This window comes from Acidovorax sp. SUPP3334 (assembly GCF_030159055.1).
Lineage (GTDB): Bacteria > Pseudomonadota > Gammaproteobacteria > Burkholderiales > Burkholderiaceae_C > Paracidovorax.
The window spans coordinates 1-19,226 of record NZ_BQXQ01000044.1 but is presented as its reverse complement, the minus strand read 5'-3'; the positions used below and the strand labels follow the sequence as shown (position 1 = coordinate 19,226).

General features: G+C 67.3%; 20 protein-coding genes and 1 pseudogene. 5 read left to right on the top strand and 16 right to left on the bottom strand.

The features are described from left to right. Positions 1 to 2: 2 nt before the first annotated feature. From AVHM3334_RS19875 to AVHM3334_RS19865, 3 genes are all read right to left on the bottom strand, one after another. Entirely contained in the window at positions 3 to 956 is a 954-nt protein-coding gene (locus AVHM3334_RS19875; protein ID WP_284415221.1) for an AEC family transporter, read from the bottom strand. Positions 957 to 1,265: 309 nt separating this feature from the next. Then, positions 1,266 to 2,291 (bottom strand): methionine synthase, encoded by a 1,026-nt coding sequence (locus tag AVHM3334_RS19870; RefSeq protein WP_284415219.1) that lies wholly within the window; start codon positions 2,289 to 2,291, stop codon positions 1,266 to 1,268. A 71-nt stretch (positions 2,292 to 2,362) separates the two neighbouring features. Further along, positions 2,363 to 3,346, bottom strand: a complete 984-nt coding sequence (locus AVHM3334_RS19865; RefSeq protein ID WP_284415254.1) for a DUF1852 domain-containing protein — start codon at positions 3,344 to 3,346, stop codon at positions 2,363 to 2,365. 319 nt (positions 3,347 to 3,665) lie between these two features. Here AVHM3334_RS19865 and AVHM3334_RS19860 point away from each other — a divergent pair, with 319 nt between their 5' ends. Next, positions 3,666 to 4,544 (top strand): LysR family transcriptional regulator, encoded by an 879-nt coding sequence (locus AVHM3334_RS19860; protein WP_284415217.1) that lies wholly within the window; start codon positions 3,666 to 3,668, stop codon positions 4,542 to 4,544. Between the two features lie 143 nt (positions 4,545 to 4,687). On the opposite strand, the gene AVHM3334_RS19855 is transcribed toward AVHM3334_RS19860, so the two are convergent. The 10 genes and pseudogenes from AVHM3334_RS19855 to msrA form a co-directional block, all read right to left on the bottom strand. After that, entirely contained in the window at positions 4,688 to 6,919 is a 2,232-nt protein-coding gene (locus AVHM3334_RS19855) for a TonB-dependent receptor (protein WP_284415215.1), read from the bottom strand. Positions 6,920 to 7,150: 231 nt separating this feature from the next. Further along, positions 7,151 to 7,645, bottom strand: coding sequence for a hypothetical protein (locus AVHM3334_RS19850; protein ID WP_284415213.1), 495 nt, complete (start codon positions 7,643 to 7,645; stop codon positions 7,151 to 7,153). Between the two features lie 17 nt (positions 7,646 to 7,662). Beyond that, a complete protein-coding gene (locus tag AVHM3334_RS19845) occupies positions 7,663 to 8,034 on the bottom strand; it encodes a hypothetical protein (protein ID WP_349816636.1) in 372 nt (123 codons plus the stop codon). Positions 8,035 to 8,170: 136 nt separating this feature from the next. Further along, complete coding sequence (locus tag AVHM3334_RS19840) at positions 8,171 to 8,428, bottom strand: hypothetical protein (protein WP_284415212.1); 258 nt, start codon at positions 8,426 to 8,428, stop codon at positions 8,171 to 8,173. A 97-nt stretch (positions 8,429 to 8,525) separates the two neighbouring features. Further along, a pseudogene (locus AVHM3334_RS19835) lies at positions 8,526 to 9,765 on the bottom strand (FtsX-like permease family protein). Positions 9,766 to 9,785: 20 nt separating this feature from the next. Further along, entirely contained in the window at positions 9,786 to 10,457 is a 672-nt protein-coding gene (locus AVHM3334_RS19830) for an ABC transporter ATP-binding protein (RefSeq protein ID WP_284415210.1), read from the bottom strand. Then, entirely contained in the window at positions 10,454 to 10,936 is a 483-nt protein-coding gene (locus AVHM3334_RS19825) for a Fur family transcriptional regulator (RefSeq protein ID WP_284415208.1), read from the bottom strand. Before AVHM3334_RS19825 ends, AVHM3334_RS19830 begins: the two co-directional genes overlap by 4 nt. 122 nt (positions 10,937 to 11,058) lie before the next feature. Further along, on the bottom strand, positions 11,059 to 11,259 hold the full coding sequence (locus tag AVHM3334_RS19820) for a hypothetical protein (protein WP_284415207.1): 201 nt from the start codon (positions 11,257 to 11,259) through the stop codon (positions 11,059 to 11,061). 40 nt (positions 11,260 to 11,299) lie between these two features. After that, the gene (locus AVHM3334_RS19815) at positions 11,300 to 11,491 is read right to left on the bottom strand and encodes a hypothetical protein (RefSeq protein WP_284415205.1); all 192 of its coding nucleotides are present in this window, start codon (positions 11,489 to 11,491) and stop codon (positions 11,300 to 11,302) included. Positions 11,492 to 11,615: 124 nt separating this feature from the next. Then, positions 11,616 to 12,155 carry a peptide-methionine (S)-S-oxide reductase MsrA gene (gene msrA / locus AVHM3334_RS19810; protein ID WP_284415204.1) on the bottom strand — a complete coding sequence of 180 codons (540 nt, stop codon included), beginning with the start codon at positions 12,153 to 12,155 and terminating at the stop codon, positions 11,616 to 11,618. Positions 12,156 to 12,263: 108 nt separating this feature from the next. Between msrA and AVHM3334_RS19805 the strand changes: the two genes are divergently transcribed. The 4 genes from AVHM3334_RS19805 to AVHM3334_RS19790 all read left to right on the top strand — a co-directional run bounded on the left by AVHM3334_RS19805 (position 12,264) and on the right by AVHM3334_RS19790 (position 15,490). Further along, entirely contained in the window at positions 12,264 to 12,974 is a 711-nt protein-coding gene (locus AVHM3334_RS19805; RefSeq protein ID WP_284415202.1) for a TetR/AcrR family transcriptional regulator, read from the top strand. 31 nt (positions 12,975 to 13,005) lie between these two features. After that, entirely contained in the window at positions 13,006 to 13,716 is a 711-nt protein-coding gene (locus tag AVHM3334_RS19800) for a protein-L-isoaspartate O-methyltransferase family protein (protein WP_284415200.1), read from the top strand. Positions 13,717 to 13,747: 31 nt separating this feature from the next. Next, a complete protein-coding gene (locus AVHM3334_RS19795) occupies positions 13,748 to 14,092 on the top strand; it encodes a rhodanese-like domain-containing protein (protein WP_284415198.1) in 345 nt (114 codons plus the stop codon). A 69-nt stretch (positions 14,093 to 14,161) separates the two neighbouring features. Continuing rightward, the gene (locus AVHM3334_RS19790) at positions 14,162 to 15,490 is read left to right on the top strand and encodes a TolC family outer membrane protein (protein WP_284415196.1); all 1,329 of its coding nucleotides are present in this window, start codon (positions 14,162 to 14,164) and stop codon (positions 15,488 to 15,490) included. Positions 15,491 to 15,696: 206 nt separating this feature from the next. Here AVHM3334_RS19790 and AVHM3334_RS19785 read toward each other — a convergent pair whose 3' ends face one another. From AVHM3334_RS19785 to AVHM3334_RS19775, 3 genes are all read right to left on the bottom strand, one after another. Further along, on the bottom strand, positions 15,697 to 16,197 hold the full coding sequence (locus AVHM3334_RS19785) for a nuclear transport factor 2 family protein (RefSeq protein ID WP_284415194.1): 501 nt from the start codon (positions 16,195 to 16,197) through the stop codon (positions 15,697 to 15,699). A gap of 67 nt (positions 16,198 to 16,264) precedes the next feature. Further along, positions 16,265 to 18,958: a bifunctional acetate--CoA ligase family protein/GNAT family N-acetyltransferase gene (locus tag AVHM3334_RS19780; RefSeq protein ID WP_284415192.1), complete on the bottom strand. Its 2,694-nt coding sequence runs from the start codon at positions 18,956 to 18,958 to the stop codon at positions 16,265 to 16,267. Positions 18,959 to 19,035: 77 nt separating this feature from the next. Beyond that, positions 19,036 to 19,226, bottom strand: a 191-nt coding sequence (locus AVHM3334_RS19775; RefSeq protein WP_284415190.1) for a hypothetical protein, incomplete at its 5' end; no start/stop codon positions are given.

Genomic DNA, 19,226 nt, shown 5'->3' with positions numbered 1-19,226 from the left:
TTTCAGTGAAAGAACCGCTGCGCCACCATCAACATGGCCGGCACCGTCACCAGGGCCATCGCGGTCGATACGGCGATGCTGGCCGTCACCTCGTCCTGCATGGTGTCGTAGCGCTGCGTGAACAGGAACACGTTGGCCCCCACCGGCAGCGACGCGGCCAGGAACATGACCGCCGTCGAGGTGCCGCTCAGGTCGAAGGCCCAGGCCAGCGCCAGCAACAGCAACGGGTGCGCCACGTTCTTGACCAATGAAATGCGCAGCGCATCGCGCGCATGGTGGCCCACCTTGCTGAACGCCAGCGTCACGCCCACCAGCAGCAGCGCCATGGGGCCGAGCGCCATGCCCAGCAGCTGCAGCGGCTTGTCCACCACCTCGGGCAGGTGCAGGCCGGTCTGTGCGAACAGCAGGCCTGCCAGGATGGGCAGCGGCACCGGGTGCAGGATGCCGTTGCGCACGGCCTGCAGCACCGTGTGCAGCATCGGGCGCGGCGGACTGCGGCCGTCGCGCTGGCTTTCATGCGCCTGCGCCAGCTCGAACACCACCGTCGCCGCCGTGAGCAGGATGAGCGCGTGCAGCGAGATCAGCGTGAACAGCGTCACCAACCCCTCTTGGCCATAGACCAGCCCGACCAGCGGCACGCCGATCATGATGGTGTTGCTGAACATGCTGGCCAGCCCGAACGCGGCGGACCGGGTGGAAAACCCCATGATCGCCATCGACACCACGAACACCAGCCCGGCCGCGAGAAAATAAAGGCCCACCGGCTCGAAGTTCAGGTCCTGCACGCGCGAGGTTCCCATGGTGCGAAACAGCAGCGCGGGCGTGAGCACCAGGAACACCAGGTTGGACAGGTCCTTGACCGCCGAGGCCCGCACCCAGCCCAGGCGCCCGGCGAGAAAGCCGATGGCGATGAACAGGATCACCGGGATCATGGAGGCGAAGACGGGGGAGTTCACGGAAGCGGTCCTGCGGGAAGAATGAAGGGCTTGGCCGCGCGCCGCCGGTGCGTCGGCGTGCGGGCAAAACCTTCGATTATCCGTGTGGCGCCTGGCCTCGGAGTTGCGAAGAATCGGCCCTGTACAGCGTGGCGCTCGATGCACCGGCCGGCGACGCCCTTTTCGCTCCGGCGGCCAAAAATACTCTGAATGAAAAAGGACTCCAGCGCAATCAATGCGACGGCATATAGCTATCAAATTGGTAGCAAATCCGTCAGGGCGCATTCCCGCACCGTGGCGGATTCACTGGCGACCGCCGCCGCCGCCGCATCACGCCGTGGCCAACCGCTCCTTCGCCAGCTTCGTGCCGGCCGCCAGCGCTTGCAGCTTGCGCCACGCCACGTCCCGCCCCATCGGTGCCAGCCCGCAATTCGTGCAGGGGAACAGCCGTTCCTTCGGCACGAACTCCAGCGCCCGGGCGATGGTGTCGGCCACTTCTTCGGGGGTTTCGACCACGTCGCTGGCCACGTCGATCACTCCGACCATCACATCCTTGCCGACCAGAAGCTTCATCAGGTCGGGCGGCACATGGGAGTGGATGCACTCCAGGCTCACCTGGTCGATGCTGCTTTTGGCGAGCGCAGGGAACACCGTTTCATACTGGCGCCACTCCTCTCCCAGGGTGCTCTTCCAGTCGGTATTGGCCTTGATGCCGTAGCCGTAGCAGATGTGCACCGCCGTCGTGCAGGTCAAGCCCTGCGCGGCGCGCTCAAGCGCCTGCACGCCCCAATCGGCGGCGTCTTTCATGTAGACGTTGAAGGCCGGTTCATCGAACTGAATGATGTCCACGCCATCGGCCTGCAACGCGAGCGCTTCCTGGTTCAGCAGCTCGGCAAACGCGAACGCCATCTTGACCTTGTCGCCGTAGAAACGGTCTGCCACGGTATCGACGATGGTCATCGGGCCGGGCAGCGTGAACTTCAGTTTCTTTTGGGTGTGCGCGCGGGCCAGCTGGGCTTCGAAGGCATGCACGCGGCCCTTCAGGCGCAGGGCAGACACCACCTGCGGCACCATCGCGTCGTAGCGGTTGTCGCGGATGCCCATCTTCACCTTGTGCTCGAAGTCGATGCCCTCGATCTGCTCCAGAAAGCCGTGCACGAAGTGCTGCCGCGACTGCTCGCCGTCGCACACGATGTCCAGGCCGGCGTCTTCCTGGGCCTTGATCCACAGCAGGGTCGCATCGGCCTTGGCCTGGCGAAGCGCATCGCCTTGCGCCTGCCACTGGGGCCAGAGCTTGTTGGTTTCGGCCAGCCAGGCGGGCTTCGGCAGGCTGCCGGCGATCGAGGTTTCAAACATCAGCGGATTCCTTTAAAAATCAAAGATGGATCTGGCGAGCGCACCACTTCTGGCGGCTGCGCTTCGATGAGTCAGGCCGCGCAGTGGGCGGCCCATCGTTCGAGAACGTTCTTGTACGGCTTGATGAAATGCTCTTCCGCGAATCGGCCTTGCTTGACGGCCAGTTGGCTGCGCTCTTCCCGGTCGTAAACAATTTGCGTCAACGAATAATCCTGATTTTTCAGGCTCGGTCGATAGAGCTTTCCCGCCGCTGAATTGGCGTTGTAGATTTCCGGCCGGTAGATCCTTTGAAAGGTTTCCATCGTGCTGATGGTGCCGATCAATTCGAGGTTGGTGTAATCGCCGGGCAGGTCGCCGTGAAAGTAGAAAGCCAGGGGCGCAACGCCGTTCGGCGGCATGAAAAAGCGAACCCGCATTCCCATCTTCGCAAAGTACTGGTCGGTCGAGGACAGCTCGTCCTGCTGGTACTCGGCGCCCAGAATGGGATGGTGATTTCCCGTTCGCTGATAGGTCTTGCTCGTCGAGGCGCTGATGCAGATGACCGGCGGCTTCTTGAAATGCGCCTGGTAGGTGCTCGAACTGGCAAATTGCTTGAACAGCTTTCCATGCAGCTCACCGAAATCGGCCGGCATGCTGAATTCCGCACGATCGGCGTTGTACCGGGCGAGCAGGACACTGAAGTCGTAGTCCCGCACGTAGGAGGAAAAATTGTTCCCCACGATGCCGTCGATGCGCTGCCCCGCCGCCCTGTCGAGAATGCCGATTTGCAGGACCTCGATCAACGGAAACGCGTCCCCTTTGCGCTGGGCATCGATGTTCATTTCGACCGAGACGATATCGAGTTCGACGGCGTAGCGATCTCCCGTGGGGTTGTCCCAATGCGCCAGTTCGTTGAACCGGTTGTCGATCATCTTCAGCGTGTTGCGCAGGTTCTGTTGCCGGCACGCTCCACGGGCCAGGTTGGCGAAGTTGGTGGTGATGCGCGTGCTGTCCGCTGGCTCATAGTTCTCGTCGAAACGAATGCGCTTGAGGGTGAAGGCAGGTTCTTGGTTCATGGCGATGAATGGCTGGGTTTTTTTGAGCGAAAAGACGATTGCGGTTTCACGCCGGCAACGCTGCAGCGGCGAGAGAGTGCTTCGCGGGGCGTGCCAGTTCGACCGAGGGCGACGCTCGCTCGACCGCCAGCCTCGCCCGCTGGCGGTGCATCGCACGTGCCCTGCCCTGCTCGGTCAAACCTATGCGCAATCCGATTTTTTCAAGGGTGTCCATGGCCGCTCCAAAACATGCAAACAAACGATGGAGCGAATGCTAGTGGCGGTTTTCAATGAAGTAAAATGGATTTATTTCAACAATCCATGAATATGGCTCATAGTCATGCTTGAGCGCATCCACCTCAGCATCGTCCAGCAGGTCGAGAAACAAGGGTCGCTGACCGCTGCCGCTGGCGTGCTGCACCTGACCCAGTCGGCCTTGAGCCACAGCATGAAGAAGCTGGAACAGCAACTGGGCACCGACATCTGGCTGCGCGAGGGCCGAAGCCTGCGGTTGACGCAGGCGGGCCAGTACCTGCTGGCGGTGGCCAACCGGGTGCTGCCGCAGTTGGACCTGGCCGAAGAGCGGCTGGGCCAGTTCGCGCAGGGCGAGCGCGGTGCGCTGCGCATCGGCATGGAATGCCACCCGTGCTACCAGTGGCTGCTGAAAGTGGTTTCGCCCTACCTGACCGCCTGGCCCGACGTGGACGTGGACGTCAAGCAGAAGTTTCAGTTCGGCGGGATCGGCGCGCTGTTCGGCTACGAGATCGACCTGCTGGTCACCCCCGATCCGCTGTTCAAGCCGGGATTGAGGTTCGAGCCCGTGTTCGACTACGAGCAGGTGCTGGTGGTGGGCAAGGACCACCCGCTGGCGCAGCAGGCCTATGTGAAGCCGGCGCAGTTGACCGACGAGGTGCTCATCACCTACCCGGTGAGCCCGGAGCGGCTCGACGTGTACACCCAGTTCCTCGCCCCCGCGGGCATCACCCCGCGCCGGCACAAGACCATCGAAACCACCGACATCATGTTGCAGATGGTGGCCAGCGGGCGCGGCGTGGCGGCGCTTCCGCGATGGCTGGTGCTCGAATATGCAGACACGATGGACGTGGTGCCCGTCAAGCTGGGCCGCCATGGCATCGCCAAACAGATCCACCTGGGTGCGCGCGAGAGTGACCTGGAGACGGACTATTTGCGCGCATTCGTGGAGTTCGCGCGAGGGTGAATGGGGTTGGCGGTGTCGCCTGGGCCGGACCCGCCTTGGCGCCTTTGAGGCGTCCAGCGCAATGACCACTAGGGCAATCAGCTACTAAATCAATAGCAAAAAAGCCGGGGCGAGCCTCGAAGGCGCCCGCCCCGGGCGGTCGATCAGAACGTTGCCTTCACGCCCACCTTCAGGCTGCGCCCGGGCAGCGGCGACTTCGGAAATGCCGTCGTGGTCAGGATCGACGTGGCGCTGTAGGCCAGCTTGTCGGTGATGTTGTCCAGGCGCGCGTACCACAGCAGGTTGCTGCGCGTGGCGCCGAACTGCATCTGCGTGTGGTAGCCCAGCGAGGCGTTCCACAGCGTGTAGGCGCCGGTGGCGCGGGTGCCGTCGCTGGGCACGCGGTTCTGCGCGGCCAGATGGTCGAAGCCCACGCCCGCGCGCCATGGGCCGCTGGCCCAGGCCAGCGTGCTGCCCAGGCGCAGCGGCGCGATGCGCGGCAGCGGCTCGCCCGTGTCCTCGTTGGTGGCGCGCACGATGTCGCCGCGCAGTTGCAGGTCGAGCGTCGATGCCGTGTCCCCGAACAGCGTGGCGCTGGCCAGGCCGCTCTCGCCCACCAGGCGCACGCTGCCGCTCGCCTCCAGGCCGTAGAACTTCGCACGCACGCCCTCGTAGCGGTATTCGGGCAGCGCGTCGGCCGTGCCGGCGGGCACGCGCTCGCCGTCTTCCGTCAGGCTGGCGCCCGTGGGCGTGAGGCCGATGTAGTTGGAAAACCGGCTGTAGAACGCGGTGACTGCGAAGCGGTCCGGACCGCTCTTCCACGCCGCACCCACATCGATGCTGGTCGCCTTCTCCAGACCCAGGCGGCTGTCGCCCGTCTCCCAGGCGCCGGTGGCGATGTGCGGGCCGTTGGCGAACAGTTCGTAGTCCTTGGGCGCGCGCTGGGTGACCGACAGGTTGGAGGTCAGCTGCCAGTCGGGCGCCAGGTTCACCAGGGCGCCCACCGCCGCGCTGTGCGGGTGGAAGGTGTGCTTGCCGGTGTCGAAGCGGTCGGTGTCGGCGCTGCCGAACGACTCCACGCTCACCTGCTCGGTGCGGGCGCCGAAGGTCAGCTTGCCCCAGCCGGTGGCCAGTTCCTCGTGCGCGAACAGCGCGGTGGAGCGGCTGCGGCTGTAGGGCGCGAAGGCCTCTTCGCCCACCGCCGAGAAGCGCGACGATTCGGCCTGCAGTCCGATCACGCCCTGCAGCGCTCCCAGCGGCGCGTGCTTGGCTTCCAGCCGCAGGTCGTTGCCCCGGTTGCGGAAGGTCGTGCCGGCCTCGCCGCCTTCGAATTCGGTGTGCACGTAGTCGGTGTGGCTGGCCTGCATCTTGATGCTCTGCAGCGGGCCGGCGTCGATGCGCCACTCGCCGTCCAGCGCGTAGCGGTTGGAGCGCATGCCGATGGTCACGTCGTCCTCGGCCACGGTGCCGTAGTCGTTGCGGTAGGTGCTGGCCGAGGCGCCCAGGTAACCACGGTCGAAGAACACCGTGCCACCCACCGCGCCGCCGCGCGTGTGGCTGGCGGAGTTGCAGATGCGGCGCGCCAGGCCGGGCGAGCCGGGCTTTTCGCAGGCGAGGTCGGCGGGGGCGCGCACGTCGTCGGTGTCGCGGTCGAACACGTCCACGTGCAGCGCGTAGCGGTCGTTGCCGCCCTCCACCATCGCGCCGCCCGATCGCTCGCCGTTGCCCGTGGCGGCAGCGGCTTCGGCCTTGCCCGTCACGCCGTTGATGGGCTCGCGCGGAATGCGGTTGTCGATCACGTTGACCACGCCGCCCACGGCGCTGCCGCCGTACAGCAGCGCCGCCGGGCCGCGCAGGACCTCGATGCGCTCGGTCACCAGCGCCTCGGTGGGCACGGCGTGGTCGAAGCTCAGGGCCGAGGCGTCCAGCGTGGCGCCGCTGTTTTGCAGGATGCGGATGCGGTCACCGTCCAGCCCGCGAATGATGGGGCGGCTGGCGTTGGGGCCGAAGTAGGTGCTGCTCACGCCCGGCAGGCCGTCCAGCGTTTCGCCCAGCGTGGACTGGGTGCGCAGCGTGAGCGCATCGCCCGACAGCTGGGCCGCCGGGGCGACGGTGGCGGCGGCACCCAGCGGGTTGCCGGTGACGGTCACTTCCGGCAGGCGCGCGGTCGGGGCGTTCGGCGCATTGGCGGCCGTGGCGACCGTGGTTGCCGTGGTAGCCGTAGGCTGGGCCGCAACAGGCGCCTGCGCGGTGGTGGCGGCCGACTGGGCGTGCGCGGCCGGCACCAGGCCGGGGCCGCTCAGCGCAAGGAGCGCGACCCAGGCCAGGGGGCGCAACGTGGCGCGGCGCGAAGGGGCGATGCGGGGTGCGCGCGCGGTGGGGGTGTGGGAGTTCATGGACAAAGGCTTCACGTAAAAAGGGAGCGGCTGCATGCACGCGCGGCCCGGCCCGCACCCGCCCGGGCAACGCACAGGCAGACAGGCGGGACGGCCTCGGCGCAATGCCGGCAGTCGGTCGGTCAGTCAATCAGGCAAAAAAGTGCCACCAGCGCATATTCTTCTAAGGCAGGTAGCTATCAAAACAGGAGTAAACCCGCGCTGCGGCCAGCGGCCGCACGGGGTCGCGCTTCAGCCCTGTGCAGGGGGAGCGCGGGCGAGAAAGGCCGACCGCTGCCGCGTGCCGGCATGCGATGCCTGTTGCGGCAGCGGTGCCTGCGCCGCGCCATGCACCGTGGGCAGCACCAGGGCCGCCAGCAGCGCGCCACCGAGCAGGAGCTGGTCCAGCAACTGGCAGTCGGCGCCGTGGTGGCCGGCGAACAGCGCATGCAGCACGTCGCCGCCCTGCCCCGCCGCACGCGCTGGCAGGGCCACGGATGCATCGGCGTGATGATCGAAGCGCGACGCGCCGAACCCGGCCTGCCCCGGCAGGGCAGCAAAGTCCGTGGGGATCAAGGAGACGGAAGCCGAGGCGACGACCGACGCCACGGCCAGCGGCGCCGTTCCCGCGCCATGCACCACTTGGTGCATGCGGCCGAGCAAAGGCGCCAGCAGCAGCGCGAACGCGATCCACCAGACGGCGATGCGTTGGCGGTGCGGCAGGGGCTGCGGGCGCGCGGGTTTCATGGCAAGGGTCGGGGTGGCTAGCAGGTTGGGCGAGGCGTTGGCGTCACTGGACGGGCTTGGCCTCGACCATGCGGTAGAACAGGCCGTACTCCCTGCACGCGCTGCACCGTCTGGTTCAGCGCCTTCTGCTCGGGGTTGAAGACCGGCTCGATGCGGGTCTTCAAGGTTTTCTTCTGCAGGTTGGTCAGCGTGGACCAGGGCACGACATCGCTGCGCGTGGGCAGCGGCTTGATCGGGCTTTGCGGGCTGTGGTAACCCGCGCCGCTGCCCGGGGGCAGCCCGCCGCTGCCCAGCGGGGACGACAGCGCTGCGCCGGCACCGTCAGGCGCCTGCGCACCGGCCACGCCGCAAGCCAGCAGGCAGGCGAATGCGAGGGGAATGGCTTTCATGCGGGAGTCCTCAAAAAGGCGGCGAGCGGCGGCCGGGCGATTGTCGCAGCGCCCGGCCGGGAAGGACCGAAAAGGATGGGTAAGGGCAGTCAAGGGCCGTCAAGGGCAGAAGGGGTGCAAAGGCCAACCGCAGGGATCAATGCTGGTGCTTCATGCCGCAGAACTTGCCGATGGCCAGGCCCTTGCATGCGGCCTGCAGCTCTCTCTCGCAGGTGTCGTTGCCCTTGCCGGATTCCAGGCACTTGGCGGCGGCCTCGTGCGCGGCGGCCATGGCGCGGTGGCGCTGGATGTCGGCCTTGGTGTCTTCATCGGAATGCTGCTGCGCCTGGACGGCGGCGGCCAACAGGAAGAGCGGTGCTAGCGCCAGGGCGCGGAGTCGGGAAACGGGGGCCATGAAAGATCCTTTCAGAAGGAGTGGGTGACGGAAAGAAGACGACGACGAAGGAAAAGGCAAAGGGCAAAGGGCAAGGAATTCGGACCCATCCAGGCATTCAAGGCCGCGCCAGCAGCTCGGCCACGTCCACCCGGTAGGCCTGCACGGCCGGCAGCAGCGCCGCCACCACCGCCACGGACACCGCAAGGCCGGGCACCGCCCATTCCTCGGGCAGCCACAGCGCGCCGGTCACGGGCATGGCGTTCTGCGCCTGCAGCATCCAGCCGACCACCGCCGCCAGTGCATGGCCACCGGCCAGGCCCAGGGCCGAGGCGATCAGCGCCAGCCACAGCGCCTCGGCCAGCAGCAGCCCGCCCACGCGCGCGCGAGGTGCCCAGCATGCGCAGCATGGCCAGGTCGGCGCGGCGCTCGCGCACGGCGTTCCACAGCGCGATGAACACGCTCAGCGCCGCCACGCCCAGCAGCACGGCGCCGAAGGCCTGCAGCACATCGGCGCCCACGCCCAGCAGGCGCAGCAGGCGAGTCACCTCGACGGCGGGCGCGGCGGCCTGCATGGGGGTGTTGGCGTTGATGGTGCGCGGCAGGGTCACGGCGGCGAGCGGGCTGCGGTAGCGCACCAGCGCCAGCGTCACCTCGCGCTCCTGGCGCAGCGCCTCCAGATCGTCGGGGTCGTCGGCCTGCGCGCTTTCATGCACTTTCCACACCGATTCGGTGGCGGTGAGCACCAGCCGGTCCAGCACGCAGCCGCAGGGCGCGAGCACGCCCGCCACGGTGTAGGGGTGGGCGCCGTGCGCGTGCCCGCCGCCGGCCAGGCCATGGCTGCCCACGAAGCGCCGGCCCAGCAGCGCATCGCCCTGCCCCGGCGCAGCGTCCTGCGAAGCGCTGGCCATGGCGCGCGCCACCGCCGCGCCCAGCACGGCCTCCATCGGCTGCTGCCAAAGGCGGCCCTGGGCCAGCGCGGCGCCATAGTGCGCCGGGTACTGCGGCGTGGTGCCGACGATGCGGTAGCCCGCAAAGCTGTCGCCCAGGCTCAGCGGAATGGCCTCGGCCACCAGCGGCTGGCGGGCAAGCGCCTCGAAGTCGGCCAGGGCGATGTTGCCGGGCGGCACGTCGATGTGGAACACGCCCGCCAGGATCAGCTGCAGCGGGCTGCCCTTGGCGCCCACCACCAGGTCGATGCCCTGCACGTCGCGCTCGAACGCATCGTCGATCTGGCGGCTGACCAGCAGCACCAGCGTGACCGCGGCAAGGCCGAGCGCAAGCAGCAGCAGGTTGAGCGCGGCCGGCAGCGGGCGCGACCACAGGTAGCGCCACGACAGGCCCAGGACGTTTGCTATATTTTTAATAGCTATATCCCCTAGTTATCATTGCGCTGGAGGCCGATTTCATTCAAATCCAGCCGATGCGTGCCCGGCCGATCCGCCAGCACCTGCGCCGCGCGCCGGTCGTGCGTGGCGACCACCAGGCTGGCGCCGCACGCGTCGGCGCAGGCGATCAGCAAGGCCAGCGCATCGGCGGCGGCCGCGTCGTCCAGGCTGGCGGTGGGCTCGTCGGCCAGCAGCACCCGGGGCGACAGCAGCACGGCGCGCGCCAGGGCCACGCGCTGCGCCTGCCCGCCCGAGAGCTGGTGCGGCCGGCGCGCCGCCAGCCCGGCCACCCCCAACTGGTCGAGCGCGGTGTGGATGGCGATTGCATCGCGCGGCAGGCCGGCCGCGAAGTACGGCAGCGCGAGGTTTTCGGCCACGGTGAGGGCAGCGCTCAGGTGCAGGGTCTGCGGCACGAAGCCGATGTGGCGCGCACGCCAGGCATCGCGCGCCGCGCCGCCCAGGCGGTCCAGCGCCTGGCCCGCCACCTCGGCCGTGCCGGCGCTGGCACGGCGCAGCCCGGCCACCAGGGCCAGCCACGTCGATTTGCCCGAGCCCGAGCGCCCCTGCAGCAGCAGACACCCGCCCTGCGGCAGGTCCACATCGGGAAACCGCAGCGGTGCAGCGCCTGCGTGGGCGAAGGCCAGCGCCTGCGTGCGGATCATTCGCCGTCCCCGGGGTGGGCAAATTGCGCGCACACGGCGCACCGGCCGCGCACGGCAATGTCCAGCGCCAGGCGGTCGTGGCCGGCCGAGGCCAGGGCCTTCAGCATCTGGCGCGCGGCCGCCTGCAACGGCGCCGCGCCTTCGGTGACGGGAAACTGCCGGTGGCAGTCGTTGCATTCGAAATGCGGCGCGGCCGGCTCGCTCTTTTGGCCCACCAGCGTGTAGCGGGCCACGCGCTGGGCGTCGATGTGCCGGCGCATCAGCCCGGCGCTGGCCAGCCGGTCCAGCAGCCGATAGACCGTGACGCGGTTGACCACCACGCCCCGGCGCGCCAGGGCGGATTCCACCTCCGCGCCGGACACCGCGACGGAAGGCTGCGACGACATCAGCGCCAGCAGCGCGCGCGTGGCGCGGGTGGAGCGAAGGCCCGGCGGAAGGGCGCGCGGGGCGGTAGGATCGGATTGGGGAGAACGGGGCATGGCAGGCAGCCGGTGGCGCGGGCAAGGCGCCGGGACGGGTTTGGTAACGCAAATAGGTTGCATTATGGCAGCTTTGCCCAACCCGGCCGGCGCGGCCTCGCCCCACTGCTCCAGGCCGCTACCTAAGGCTTCCGCCCGTCCTGCAGCCGCCTGAGCTGGCGCCGCAGCCGCACGTTGTCCAGGCTGAGTGCCAGCCAGGAAAGGCCGAACAGTCCGTAGAACACCGCCTCGCCGAAAAATGCGAAGGCCAGCCAGGATGCCCCCGCGCACGCCAATGCCGTGACCAGCAGGTATGCGCCGTCTTTGAAGGAGGATGGGGTCATGGAGATCACCTCGCCCGCGACAGGCTCTGGGGGGACAGCGTCATCCGACCAGAATGCCGACCACCTTTACATGCGGCCCATGCACGCGGGCGGCGTCCACCAGGGTCTTGATGGTGCCCACGATCAGTGCGTAATTCGGAAACGCAGTGGCTGGCACGGGAATCCCGAGCGCCTCCATGTTCTCCCGCCAATAGTCCAGCCACCGGGGTTCATTCTCTGCACCTGCTGACACGTTTTGACCTACGCTTGAGTCTTGTTTTGACGGGGCGGAAGTTTAGACAAAAACCAAAAGATTTTTCTGTTTGATTACGTAACTTTTTTTCTGATCCGATGGTCCCTTACTACAGGCCGCCCGCTCATTCCGGCTTCAGGAAGCGCGTGAACGTCTTGCGGAATTTCTCTACCTTCGGACCCACCACGAAAGCGCAATAGCCCTGGCCGGGGTGGTTCAAAAAGTAGTCCTGGTGGTAGTCCTCGGCCGGCCAGTAGCCCTTGAGCGGAACCACCTCGGTCACGATGGGCGCGCCGAAGAGCTTGTCCTGCGACATCTGCCGCACCATCGCCTCGGCTTCGGCCTGGTGCTCAGGGGTTTCGGTGTAGATGCCGCTGCGGTACTGCGTGCCGACATCGTTGCCCTGGCGGTTCAGCGTGGTGGGGTCGTGGGTGGCGAAGAATATCTCCAGCAGGTCGCGCAGCGCGATCACGGCCGGGTCGAAGGTGAGCCGCACCACTTCGGCGTGGCCGGTGGTGCCGGTGCAGACCGCCTCGTAAGTGGGGTTGGGCTCGCGGCCGTTGGCGTAGCCGCTTTCCACGTCGGTCACGCCGCGCACGCGGTCGAAAACGGCCTCGGTGCACCAGAAGCAGCCGCCGCCCAGGGTGATGGTTTGCAGGGTCATGGGAAGGTCTTACAAAGGTTGGAGTGGCAATCGACCCATTATGAAAGTCCCGCCGCGTTGACGCTCCTCTGCGGGATTGCTACATTACTAACCAGTCAGTCATTAATTATGAATTCGCTCCCCTCCCCCGCTCCCCATCCGTTCCACGAGGCCTCCAAGCGCGAGCGCCGCAAAGAGGCACGGCCGGGCGAGCTGCTGGACGCGGCGCTCGAACTGTTCGTCGAAAAGGGCTACGCCGCCACCAAGGTGGACGAGGTCGCCGCCCGCGCCGGCGTGTCCAAGGGCACATTGTTCCTGTACTTTCCCAGCAAGGAAGATCTGTTCAAAGAGGTGGTGCGGCAAAACATCGGCCGCCATTTCCCCGAATGGGACCTGGAGATCGACCAGTACCCCCATGGCACCGCCGAACTGTTGCGCTACGCATATCAACTGTGGTGGGAACGCATCGGCGCCACTCCGGCGTCGGGCATCACCAAGCTGATGCTGGGCGAATCCAACAATTTTCCGGACATCATCGACTTCTACCGCAGCGAGGTGGTCGAGCCCGGCCAGCGGCTGATCCACCGCATCCTGCAGCGCGGCCTGGACCGCGGCGAGTTTCAGGTGACGAACATGGACTGCGCCATCCACATCGTGCTCGCACCGCTCATTTTCATGACCATGTGGCGCCATTCGTCCGCATGCATGCCGGATCTGGAGCGCATCACGCCCGAGCGCTTCATAGCGGCCCAGGTGGACAACATCCTGTGCGGACTGTGCATGCGGGGCACGCCCGCCCCGGCGCCCGATGCGGCCGCGGCCCCTAAAATCGAGGGTTGACCCGATCCACGATCCCGCCCGGAGTAATCCAATGAACATGCCCCTGAACACGTCCGCCAACATCAGCGATCCCATCCTGCAGGCCCGCTACAACATGATCGAGCAGCAGATCCGTCCGTGGAACGTGCTCGACACCGACGTGCTGGACCTGCTGGCCGTCGTGCGCCGTGAAGACTTCGTGCCGCCCGCTTACCGTGGCATGGCGTTCATGGACATGGAAATTCCCCTCAATGCCTCCAACGAACAGGCCCAGCGCCTGGGGCAATGCATGCTTGCACCACGCGTCGAGGCCCGCATGCTGCAGGATCTGCAGGTCAAGCCGACCGACCGGGTTCTGGAGATCGGCGCCGGCTCGGGCTACATGGCCGCGCTGCTGGCCCAACGCGCCGAGCATGTGCTCACGCTGGAACTGGTGCCCGACCTGGTCGAGTTCGCCCGCGAAAACCTGCGCAGCGCCGGCATCCTGAACGCCGAAGTGCGCCAGGCCGACGGTGCCGAAGGCGCCGCTGCCGACGGCCCGTTCGATGTGATCGTGCTCAGCGGTTCGGTGAACGACGTTCCCCAGGCCCTTCTCTCCCAACTGCGCGAAGGCGGCCGCCTGGCAGCCATCGTCGGCGGAGAACCCATGATGCGCGCCACCTTCATCCGCCGTGCGGGCGACCGGTTCGAGACCACCAAGCCGTGGGACACCATCGCCCCTCGACTGCAGCATTTCCCGGAGCCTTCGCGCTTCACGTTCTGACCCTTTCCTTCCGTCTTTCTCAGGAATCCGCATGATCGACCACGTCCGCCCCGCCCAGCTCACCGAGTGGCTCGCTGCCGCCACCTCCGGTGCCCGCCCGCTGGTGCTGGACGTGCGCGAGCCGTGGGAACTGCAGACCTCGAGCGTCAAGACCGAGGAAGGGTTCGATCTGGCCACCATCCCGATGGGCGAGCTGCCCTCGCGCCTGGCCGAACTGGACCGCGGCCGCCCCGTCGCCTGCCTGTGCCACCACGGCATGCGCAGCCTGCACGTGGCCACCTACCTCGATCAGCAAGGTTTCGACCGCGTGGCCAACATCAGCGGCGGCATCGATGCCTGGTCGCACGAGCGCGACATGGCGGTCCCCCGGTATTGATCCACTCCGGTCGAGGCCACTGGCCCGGCAGCACGTGGTGCCACGCCTACTTTTTCCTGAAAGACGTTCATGACCCTGCTTCGGTGCATTCCCTTGTCCCTGGCCGTGGCGGCCGCGCTCGCCAGCCACGGCGCCCAGGCCCAGAGCCTATCCCAGCTGGTGGAGATCGCGCGCAGCTATGACGCGCCGTTCCAGGCCGCGAAGGCGCAGTTCGATGCCGCCGGCAGCCGCGCCGAGCAGGCCCGGGCCGGGCTGCTGCCAAGCGCCGGCCTGTCCGCTGGCGCCAACTACACCAACACCGATGTGAATCGCCCGCCCGTGGACCTGAGCGCACCGAGCCAGACCGTGGGACTCACGGCCTCGCAGCCGCTGTACCGGCCAGCCAACCGCATCACCTTCGAGCAGGGCAAGCGCGGAACCGATCTGGCGCAGGCGCAGCTGGAAGGCGTGGCGCAAGACCTGATCGTGCGGGTCAGCCAGGCGTATTTCGATGTGCTGGCCGCGCGCGACACCCTCGCCTTCGTGCAAGCGCAAAAGGCTGCGGTGGCAGAGCAACTGGCCTCGGCCAAGCGCAATTTCGAAGTCGGCACATCGACCGTGACGGATTCGCGCGAGGCGCAGGCACGGTTCGATCTCGTCATCGCCCAGGAGATTGCGGCCGACAACGACCTGCGCGTCAAGCAACTGGCGCTCGACCAGGTCGTGGGCCGCCCGGGCGTGGCGCCGCAGCCGCTGGCCCTGCCCGTCCAGTTGCCCGAAGTGGCGCCCGCCGACGTGGGCACCTGGGTGCGGTCGGCCGAAGAGTTGCAACCGCAGGTGCGGCAGGCCACCATCGCGCTGGACGTGGCGCGCCTCGAAACGAAGAAGGCCGAAACCGGCCACTTGCCCACGGTGGACCTGCAGGCGGGCTACAGCGTGTCGCGCAACCCCAAGGGCACGCCCACCATTCCCAACGTCAACTCGCGCACCAACAATGCCACCGTGGGCGTGCAACTGACGCTGCCGCTGTTTGCCGGCTTCTCCGTGCAAAACCGCATCAAGGAAACGCTGTCGCTCGAAGACAAGGCCCTCGCGGACCTGGACAACGCTCGCCGCACCGTGGCGCAGGCCACGCGATCGGCGTTCTACGGCGTGCAGTCCGGCCAGGGCCAGGTGCGCGCGCTGGAAGCGGCCGAGGCCTCCAGCCAGAGCGCTTTGGAAGCCAACCAGCTGGGTTACCAGGTGGGCGTTCGCATCAACATCGACGTGCTCAATTCCCAGAGCCAGCTCTATCAGACCAAGCGCGACCTGGCCCAGGCGCGCTACAACGTGCTGCTTGGCACGCTCAAGCTGCGCCAAGCGGCGGGCACGCTGTCGCAGGACGATCTGCTGGCCATTGACGCACTGACCGTGCGTTGATCATGCACTGGCTGCGGCCCGGAGTCGCCCGGCTGCAGCCAGCAGTTTTTTTGAAAGAGCCGTGGTCCCCGGATCAGCAGATCCTTCAGCGGTGTTCCGTGCACCTTCGGCGATCTGACGGAAAGCTGTGAAACCATCGGTCGGGCGTGCCCTGACCGCATGCAGCATGAAGATGCATCGCCCGGCGGATCAACCGCCGCGAACCATCAGGGATTCGCTGGCTTCACCGCACTGTCCCAGTGCTCGGCGATCTTGCCGTTCTCGATGCGAAACATGTCGAACCAGGTGGTCGTGTACTTGCGGTTCGGATCCTTGGGCTCGGCATATTCGCGAACGAAGCTCAGGATCACCATGTCGCGCTCTGCCACGATCGAGACCAGCGGCGCCTTGATGCGCTCTTCCACCGGCTTCGGTGCGGGATTCCTTCCCTGTACGAAACCCACCATGGCGGCGCGGCCGGTCGGCACGTTGGGGTTGTGCTGCACATAGGACTCGGCCACGTACTTTTCAGCCAGCGCCACGTGCCCGGCCTCGAATACCTCGCGCCAGAAGTCGTATACGAGCCGCTTGTTGGCGCGAAGCACCGGGTCCGCGCTGGTCAGCAGCGCCTCCTGATCGGCGGCGGGCCGCACGGGGACCTGGGCGACGCCGGCCAGCGGCAACGCAGCGCCGAGGGCGAGAATCCAATGGGCGAGGTGTTGTTTCATGAAACGGTGTGCGATGCGGGTTGAGGATTCGCCGAGCCGATGGCGCGGCGGCCAGTGGGGAGCCATCTCATAGCTGGTGCGTCACCAGCTTGAAATCCGGATCGTCCGGGTACGCTTTTACTTCGAACCCGAGCCGCCGCATCAGCTTGAGCATGCTGGGGTTGTTGGCCAGCACGAGCCCGTCGATCTCCGACAGGCCGCGCTCGCGCGCCACGTCCATGATGCTGCGCATCAGGCGCGAGCCCATGCCGCGCCCGTTGAAGTCGTCGGCCACCACCAGAGCGAATTCGCAGCTGGAATGGTCGGGGTTGGTCACGTAGCGCGACACGCCTACGATGCGCTCGGTGCCGACGATCTCGCCGTCTTCGCCGGCGCTGCGTTCGCGGTACACCGCCACCAGCGCCATTTCGCGGTCGTAGTCGATGAGGGTGAATCGCGCCAGCATCGAAGCCGGCAGCTCGGCGATCTGCGAAATGAAGCGAAAGTAGCGGCTTTCGGGCGACAGTTCCTTCACCAGCTTCTGCAGCATCTGCGCGTCGTCCGGGCGCACCGGGCGCACCAGGTATTCGCCACCCCCGCGCAGGGGCCATAGTTGTTCGTAGCGGGCCGGGTAAGGCAGGATGGACAGGTGCCCGTAGCGGTCGCTGCGCCCGCCGACCGACTGCGAGGCGTGGCCGACCACGATGCGGGCATCCACCGCGACGGCGCCCTGCTCGTCCACGATCAGCGGGTTGATGTCCATCTCGCGCAGTTGCGGCAAGGCGCACACCATTTCGGACACGCGCAGCAGCACCTGCTCCAGCCCTTCACGGTGCACGGCGCTGGCGCCGCGCCACTCGCCCAGCGTTTCGGCCACGCGCGAGCGCTCGATGAGCCGGCGCGCCAGAAACTGGTTGAGCGGCGGCAGCTCCATGGCGCGGTCGTCGATGAGCTCGATCATGGTGCCACCCGCGCCAAAGGTGATGACGGGGCCGAACGGGTCATCGGTGACCAGGCCGATGCAGATCTCGCGGCCGCGCCGCGCGCGCGCCATCTTCTGCACCGTCACGCCCTGGATGCGGGCGCCCGGCTGCAGGCGTGCCACGCGCTGCACCATGTCGGTATAGGCATCGCGCGCCGCGGTGCCGGTGTGGATGTCCAGCGCCACGCCGCCCACATCGGACTTGTGGCTAACGTCGGGGGAGTCGATCTTGAGCGCCACCGGAAAGCCCAGCTGCGTGGCGATCATCATGGCCTCGTGCGCGCTGCGCGCCAGCAGCGTCTTGGTGACCGGCACGTTGAAGGCGGCCAGCAGCGTCTTCGATTCCATCTCGGTCAGCACGTGCCGGCGCTCGGCCAGCACGCTTTCGATCATCAGGCGTGCGCCTTCGATGTCGGGCTTGGCCAGCGAGGTGAGCGGGGGCGGCGTCTGCTGCAGCAACTGCTGGTTCCGGTAGAACGAGGCGATGTTGCCGAAGGCGCCCACGGCCGCCTCGGGCGTGCGAAAGCTGGGAATGGCGGCCGCGCGCAGCACCTCGCGCGCGGGGCCCACCGATGCATCGCCCATCCAGCACGCGAGCAGCGGCTTGCCCATGCGGCGCTTGGTTTCGGCAAGCGCGGCGGCCACCGCGGCGGCATCCATGCCGGGCTTGGGCGAATAGATGGCGAGCACGCCGTCGATCTGCCGGTCTTTCTCGGCCGCCTCGACCGCGTGGCGGAAATGCTCTGGGCCGGCTTCTTCCGATACGTCGATCAGATCGGTCAGCGAGGCGAGCGGCGGCAGCAACGGCGCCAGCGCTTCGGCCGAGGCGATCGACAGGCGGCCCAGTTGCAGCAAGATTTCGTTCACCCAGTCGGCGGCCAGCACGCCCGGTCCGCCGCCATTGGTGACGATGGCCAAGCGCCGCCCCACCGGCCGGTAGCGCGAGGCGAGGCACTTGGCGGCCGAGAACAGTTCCACGAACGAGCGCACCCGCACCGCGCCCGCGCGCCGCAGGGCGGCATCGAACACGTCGTCGCTGCCCACGATGGCGCCGCTGTGCGTGTGCGCGGCTTCGTTGCCGGCGGGCTTGCGCCCGGCCTTGAGCACCACCACCGGCTTGGCATTGGCCGCCGAGCGCAGCGCGCTCATGAAGCGGCGCGCGCTGGAGATGCCTTCCATGTACACCACGATGCTTTGCGTGCGCGCGTCGTTGGCCAGAAAGTCCAGCACCTGGGCGATGTCCACGTCGGTGTTCGGCCCCAGCGACACCACGGTCGAAAAGCCCACTGCGTTCTTGGTGCCCCAGTCCAGGATCGACGAGGTCAGCGCGCCCGACTGGCACACCAGCGCCAGCGAGCCTTCCCGCGCGAGCGGCCCGGCCGCGCTGGCGTTGAGCTGCAGGTGCGGCCGCTGCAGCCCCAGCGAATTGGGGCCCAGCAGGTGCATGCATTCGCGCCGGGCGATGTGCTTGAGCCGCGCCGCCTGTTCGGCGTCCATGCCGTGCGACAGCACCACGGCGGCGCGACAGCCGATGCGCCCCGCCACTTCCATCGCGGCCACCACGTCCTCGGGCGGCAGAGCGATCAGGGCCAGGTCCGCGCGCGTCTGCGCCAGATCGGCCAGCGTGCCACTGGTGTGGATGTCCAGAAACTGCAGCGTGCCGGTAAAGCGCTGCGCCCGCAACGCGGCGTGCAGCGCGCGGGCGCAGGGAACGAGCGAATCAGGGGCATCGGCCTGGCCGGCCAGCACGATGATGGAGCTGGGGGCGAAGAGCGGGGTGAGGTAGTGTTTTTCGATCATGGCAGGCGGCGGCGGACGCGTTGCCGGCATTTTGCGGCATCGGGCCTGCGGCAGTGCTGCAGCGGTGCTGCCGAGACTCAAAGGTCTTCGGTGCTGTCGAGCCAGTCCGAGATGATGGCGTGGACCAGCCACAGGGTCTGGAGTCCATCCTGAACAATTCGCAAGTCGTTGATCTTGCTTGCAGTTCTTGGGGTTGATGGCCGCAGCCTTTGCAAGGTATGGTTCTGCCTATACCTGTTTTCTTGCAAATTCCTCCGGAGATTCCATG

Excerpts from the sequence above, each read along its gene's own strand:
- AVHM3334_RS19800 (WP_284415200.1), top strand. The coding sequence starts at position 13,006 with ATGAACATGCCCCTGAACACGTCCGCCAACATCAGCGATCCCATCCTG.
- AVHM3334_RS19790 (WP_284415196.1), top strand. The coding sequence starts at position 14,162 with ATGACCCTGCTTCGGTGCATTCCCTTGTCCCTGGCCGTGGCGGCCGCG.
- AVHM3334_RS19850 (WP_284415213.1), bottom strand. The coding sequence starts at position 7,645 with ATGAAACCCGCGCGCCCGCAGCCCCTGCCGCACCGCCAACGCATCGCC.
- AVHM3334_RS19820 (WP_284415207.1), bottom strand. The coding sequence starts at position 11,259 with ATGACCCCATCCTCCTTCAAAGACGGCGCATACCTGCTGGTCACGGCA.
- AVHM3334_RS19825 (WP_284415208.1), bottom strand. The coding sequence starts at position 10,936 with ATGCCCCGTTCTCCCCAATCCGATCCTACCGCCCCGCGCGCCCTTCCG.
- AVHM3334_RS19860 (WP_284415217.1), top strand. The coding sequence starts at position 3,666 with ATGCTTGAGCGCATCCACCTCAGCATCGTCCAGCAGGTCGAGAAACAA.
- AVHM3334_RS19840 (WP_284415212.1), bottom strand. The coding sequence starts at position 8,428 with ATGGCCCCCGTTTCCCGACTCCGCGCCCTGGCGCTAGCACCGCTCTTC.
- msrA (WP_284415204.1), bottom strand. The coding sequence starts at position 12,155 with ATGACCCTGCAAACCATCACCCTGGGCGGCGGCTGCTTCTGGTGCACC.
- AVHM3334_RS19865 (WP_284415254.1), bottom strand. The coding sequence starts at position 3,346 with ATGAACCAAGAACCTGCCTTCACCCTCAAGCGCATTCGTTTCGACGAG.
- AVHM3334_RS19845 (WP_349816636.1), bottom strand. The coding sequence starts at position 8,034 with ATGAAAGCCATTCCCCTCGCATTCGCCTGCCTGCTGGCTTGCGGCGTG.
- AVHM3334_RS19855 (WP_284415215.1), bottom strand. The coding sequence starts at position 6,919 with ATGAACTCCCACACCCCCACCGCGCGCGCACCCCGCATCGCCCCTTCG.
- AVHM3334_RS19870 (WP_284415219.1), bottom strand. The coding sequence starts at position 2,291 with ATGTTTGAAACCTCGATCGCCGGCAGCCTGCCGAAGCCCGCCTGGCTG.
- AVHM3334_RS19785 (WP_284415194.1), bottom strand. The coding sequence starts at position 16,197 with ATGAAACAACACCTCGCCCATTGGATTCTCGCCCTCGGCGCTGCGTTG.
- AVHM3334_RS19780 (WP_284415192.1), bottom strand. The coding sequence starts at position 18,958 with ATGATCGAAAAACACTACCTCACCCCGCTCTTCGCCCCCAGCTCCATC.
- AVHM3334_RS19795 (WP_284415198.1), top strand. The coding sequence starts at position 13,748 with ATGATCGACCACGTCCGCCCCGCCCAGCTCACCGAGTGGCTCGCTGCC.
- AVHM3334_RS19830 (WP_284415210.1), bottom strand. The coding sequence starts at position 10,457 with ATGATCCGCACGCAGGCGCTGGCCTTCGCCCACGCAGGCGCTGCACCG.
- AVHM3334_RS19805 (WP_284415202.1), top strand. The coding sequence starts at position 12,264 with ATGAATTCGCTCCCCTCCCCCGCTCCCCATCCGTTCCACGAGGCCTCC.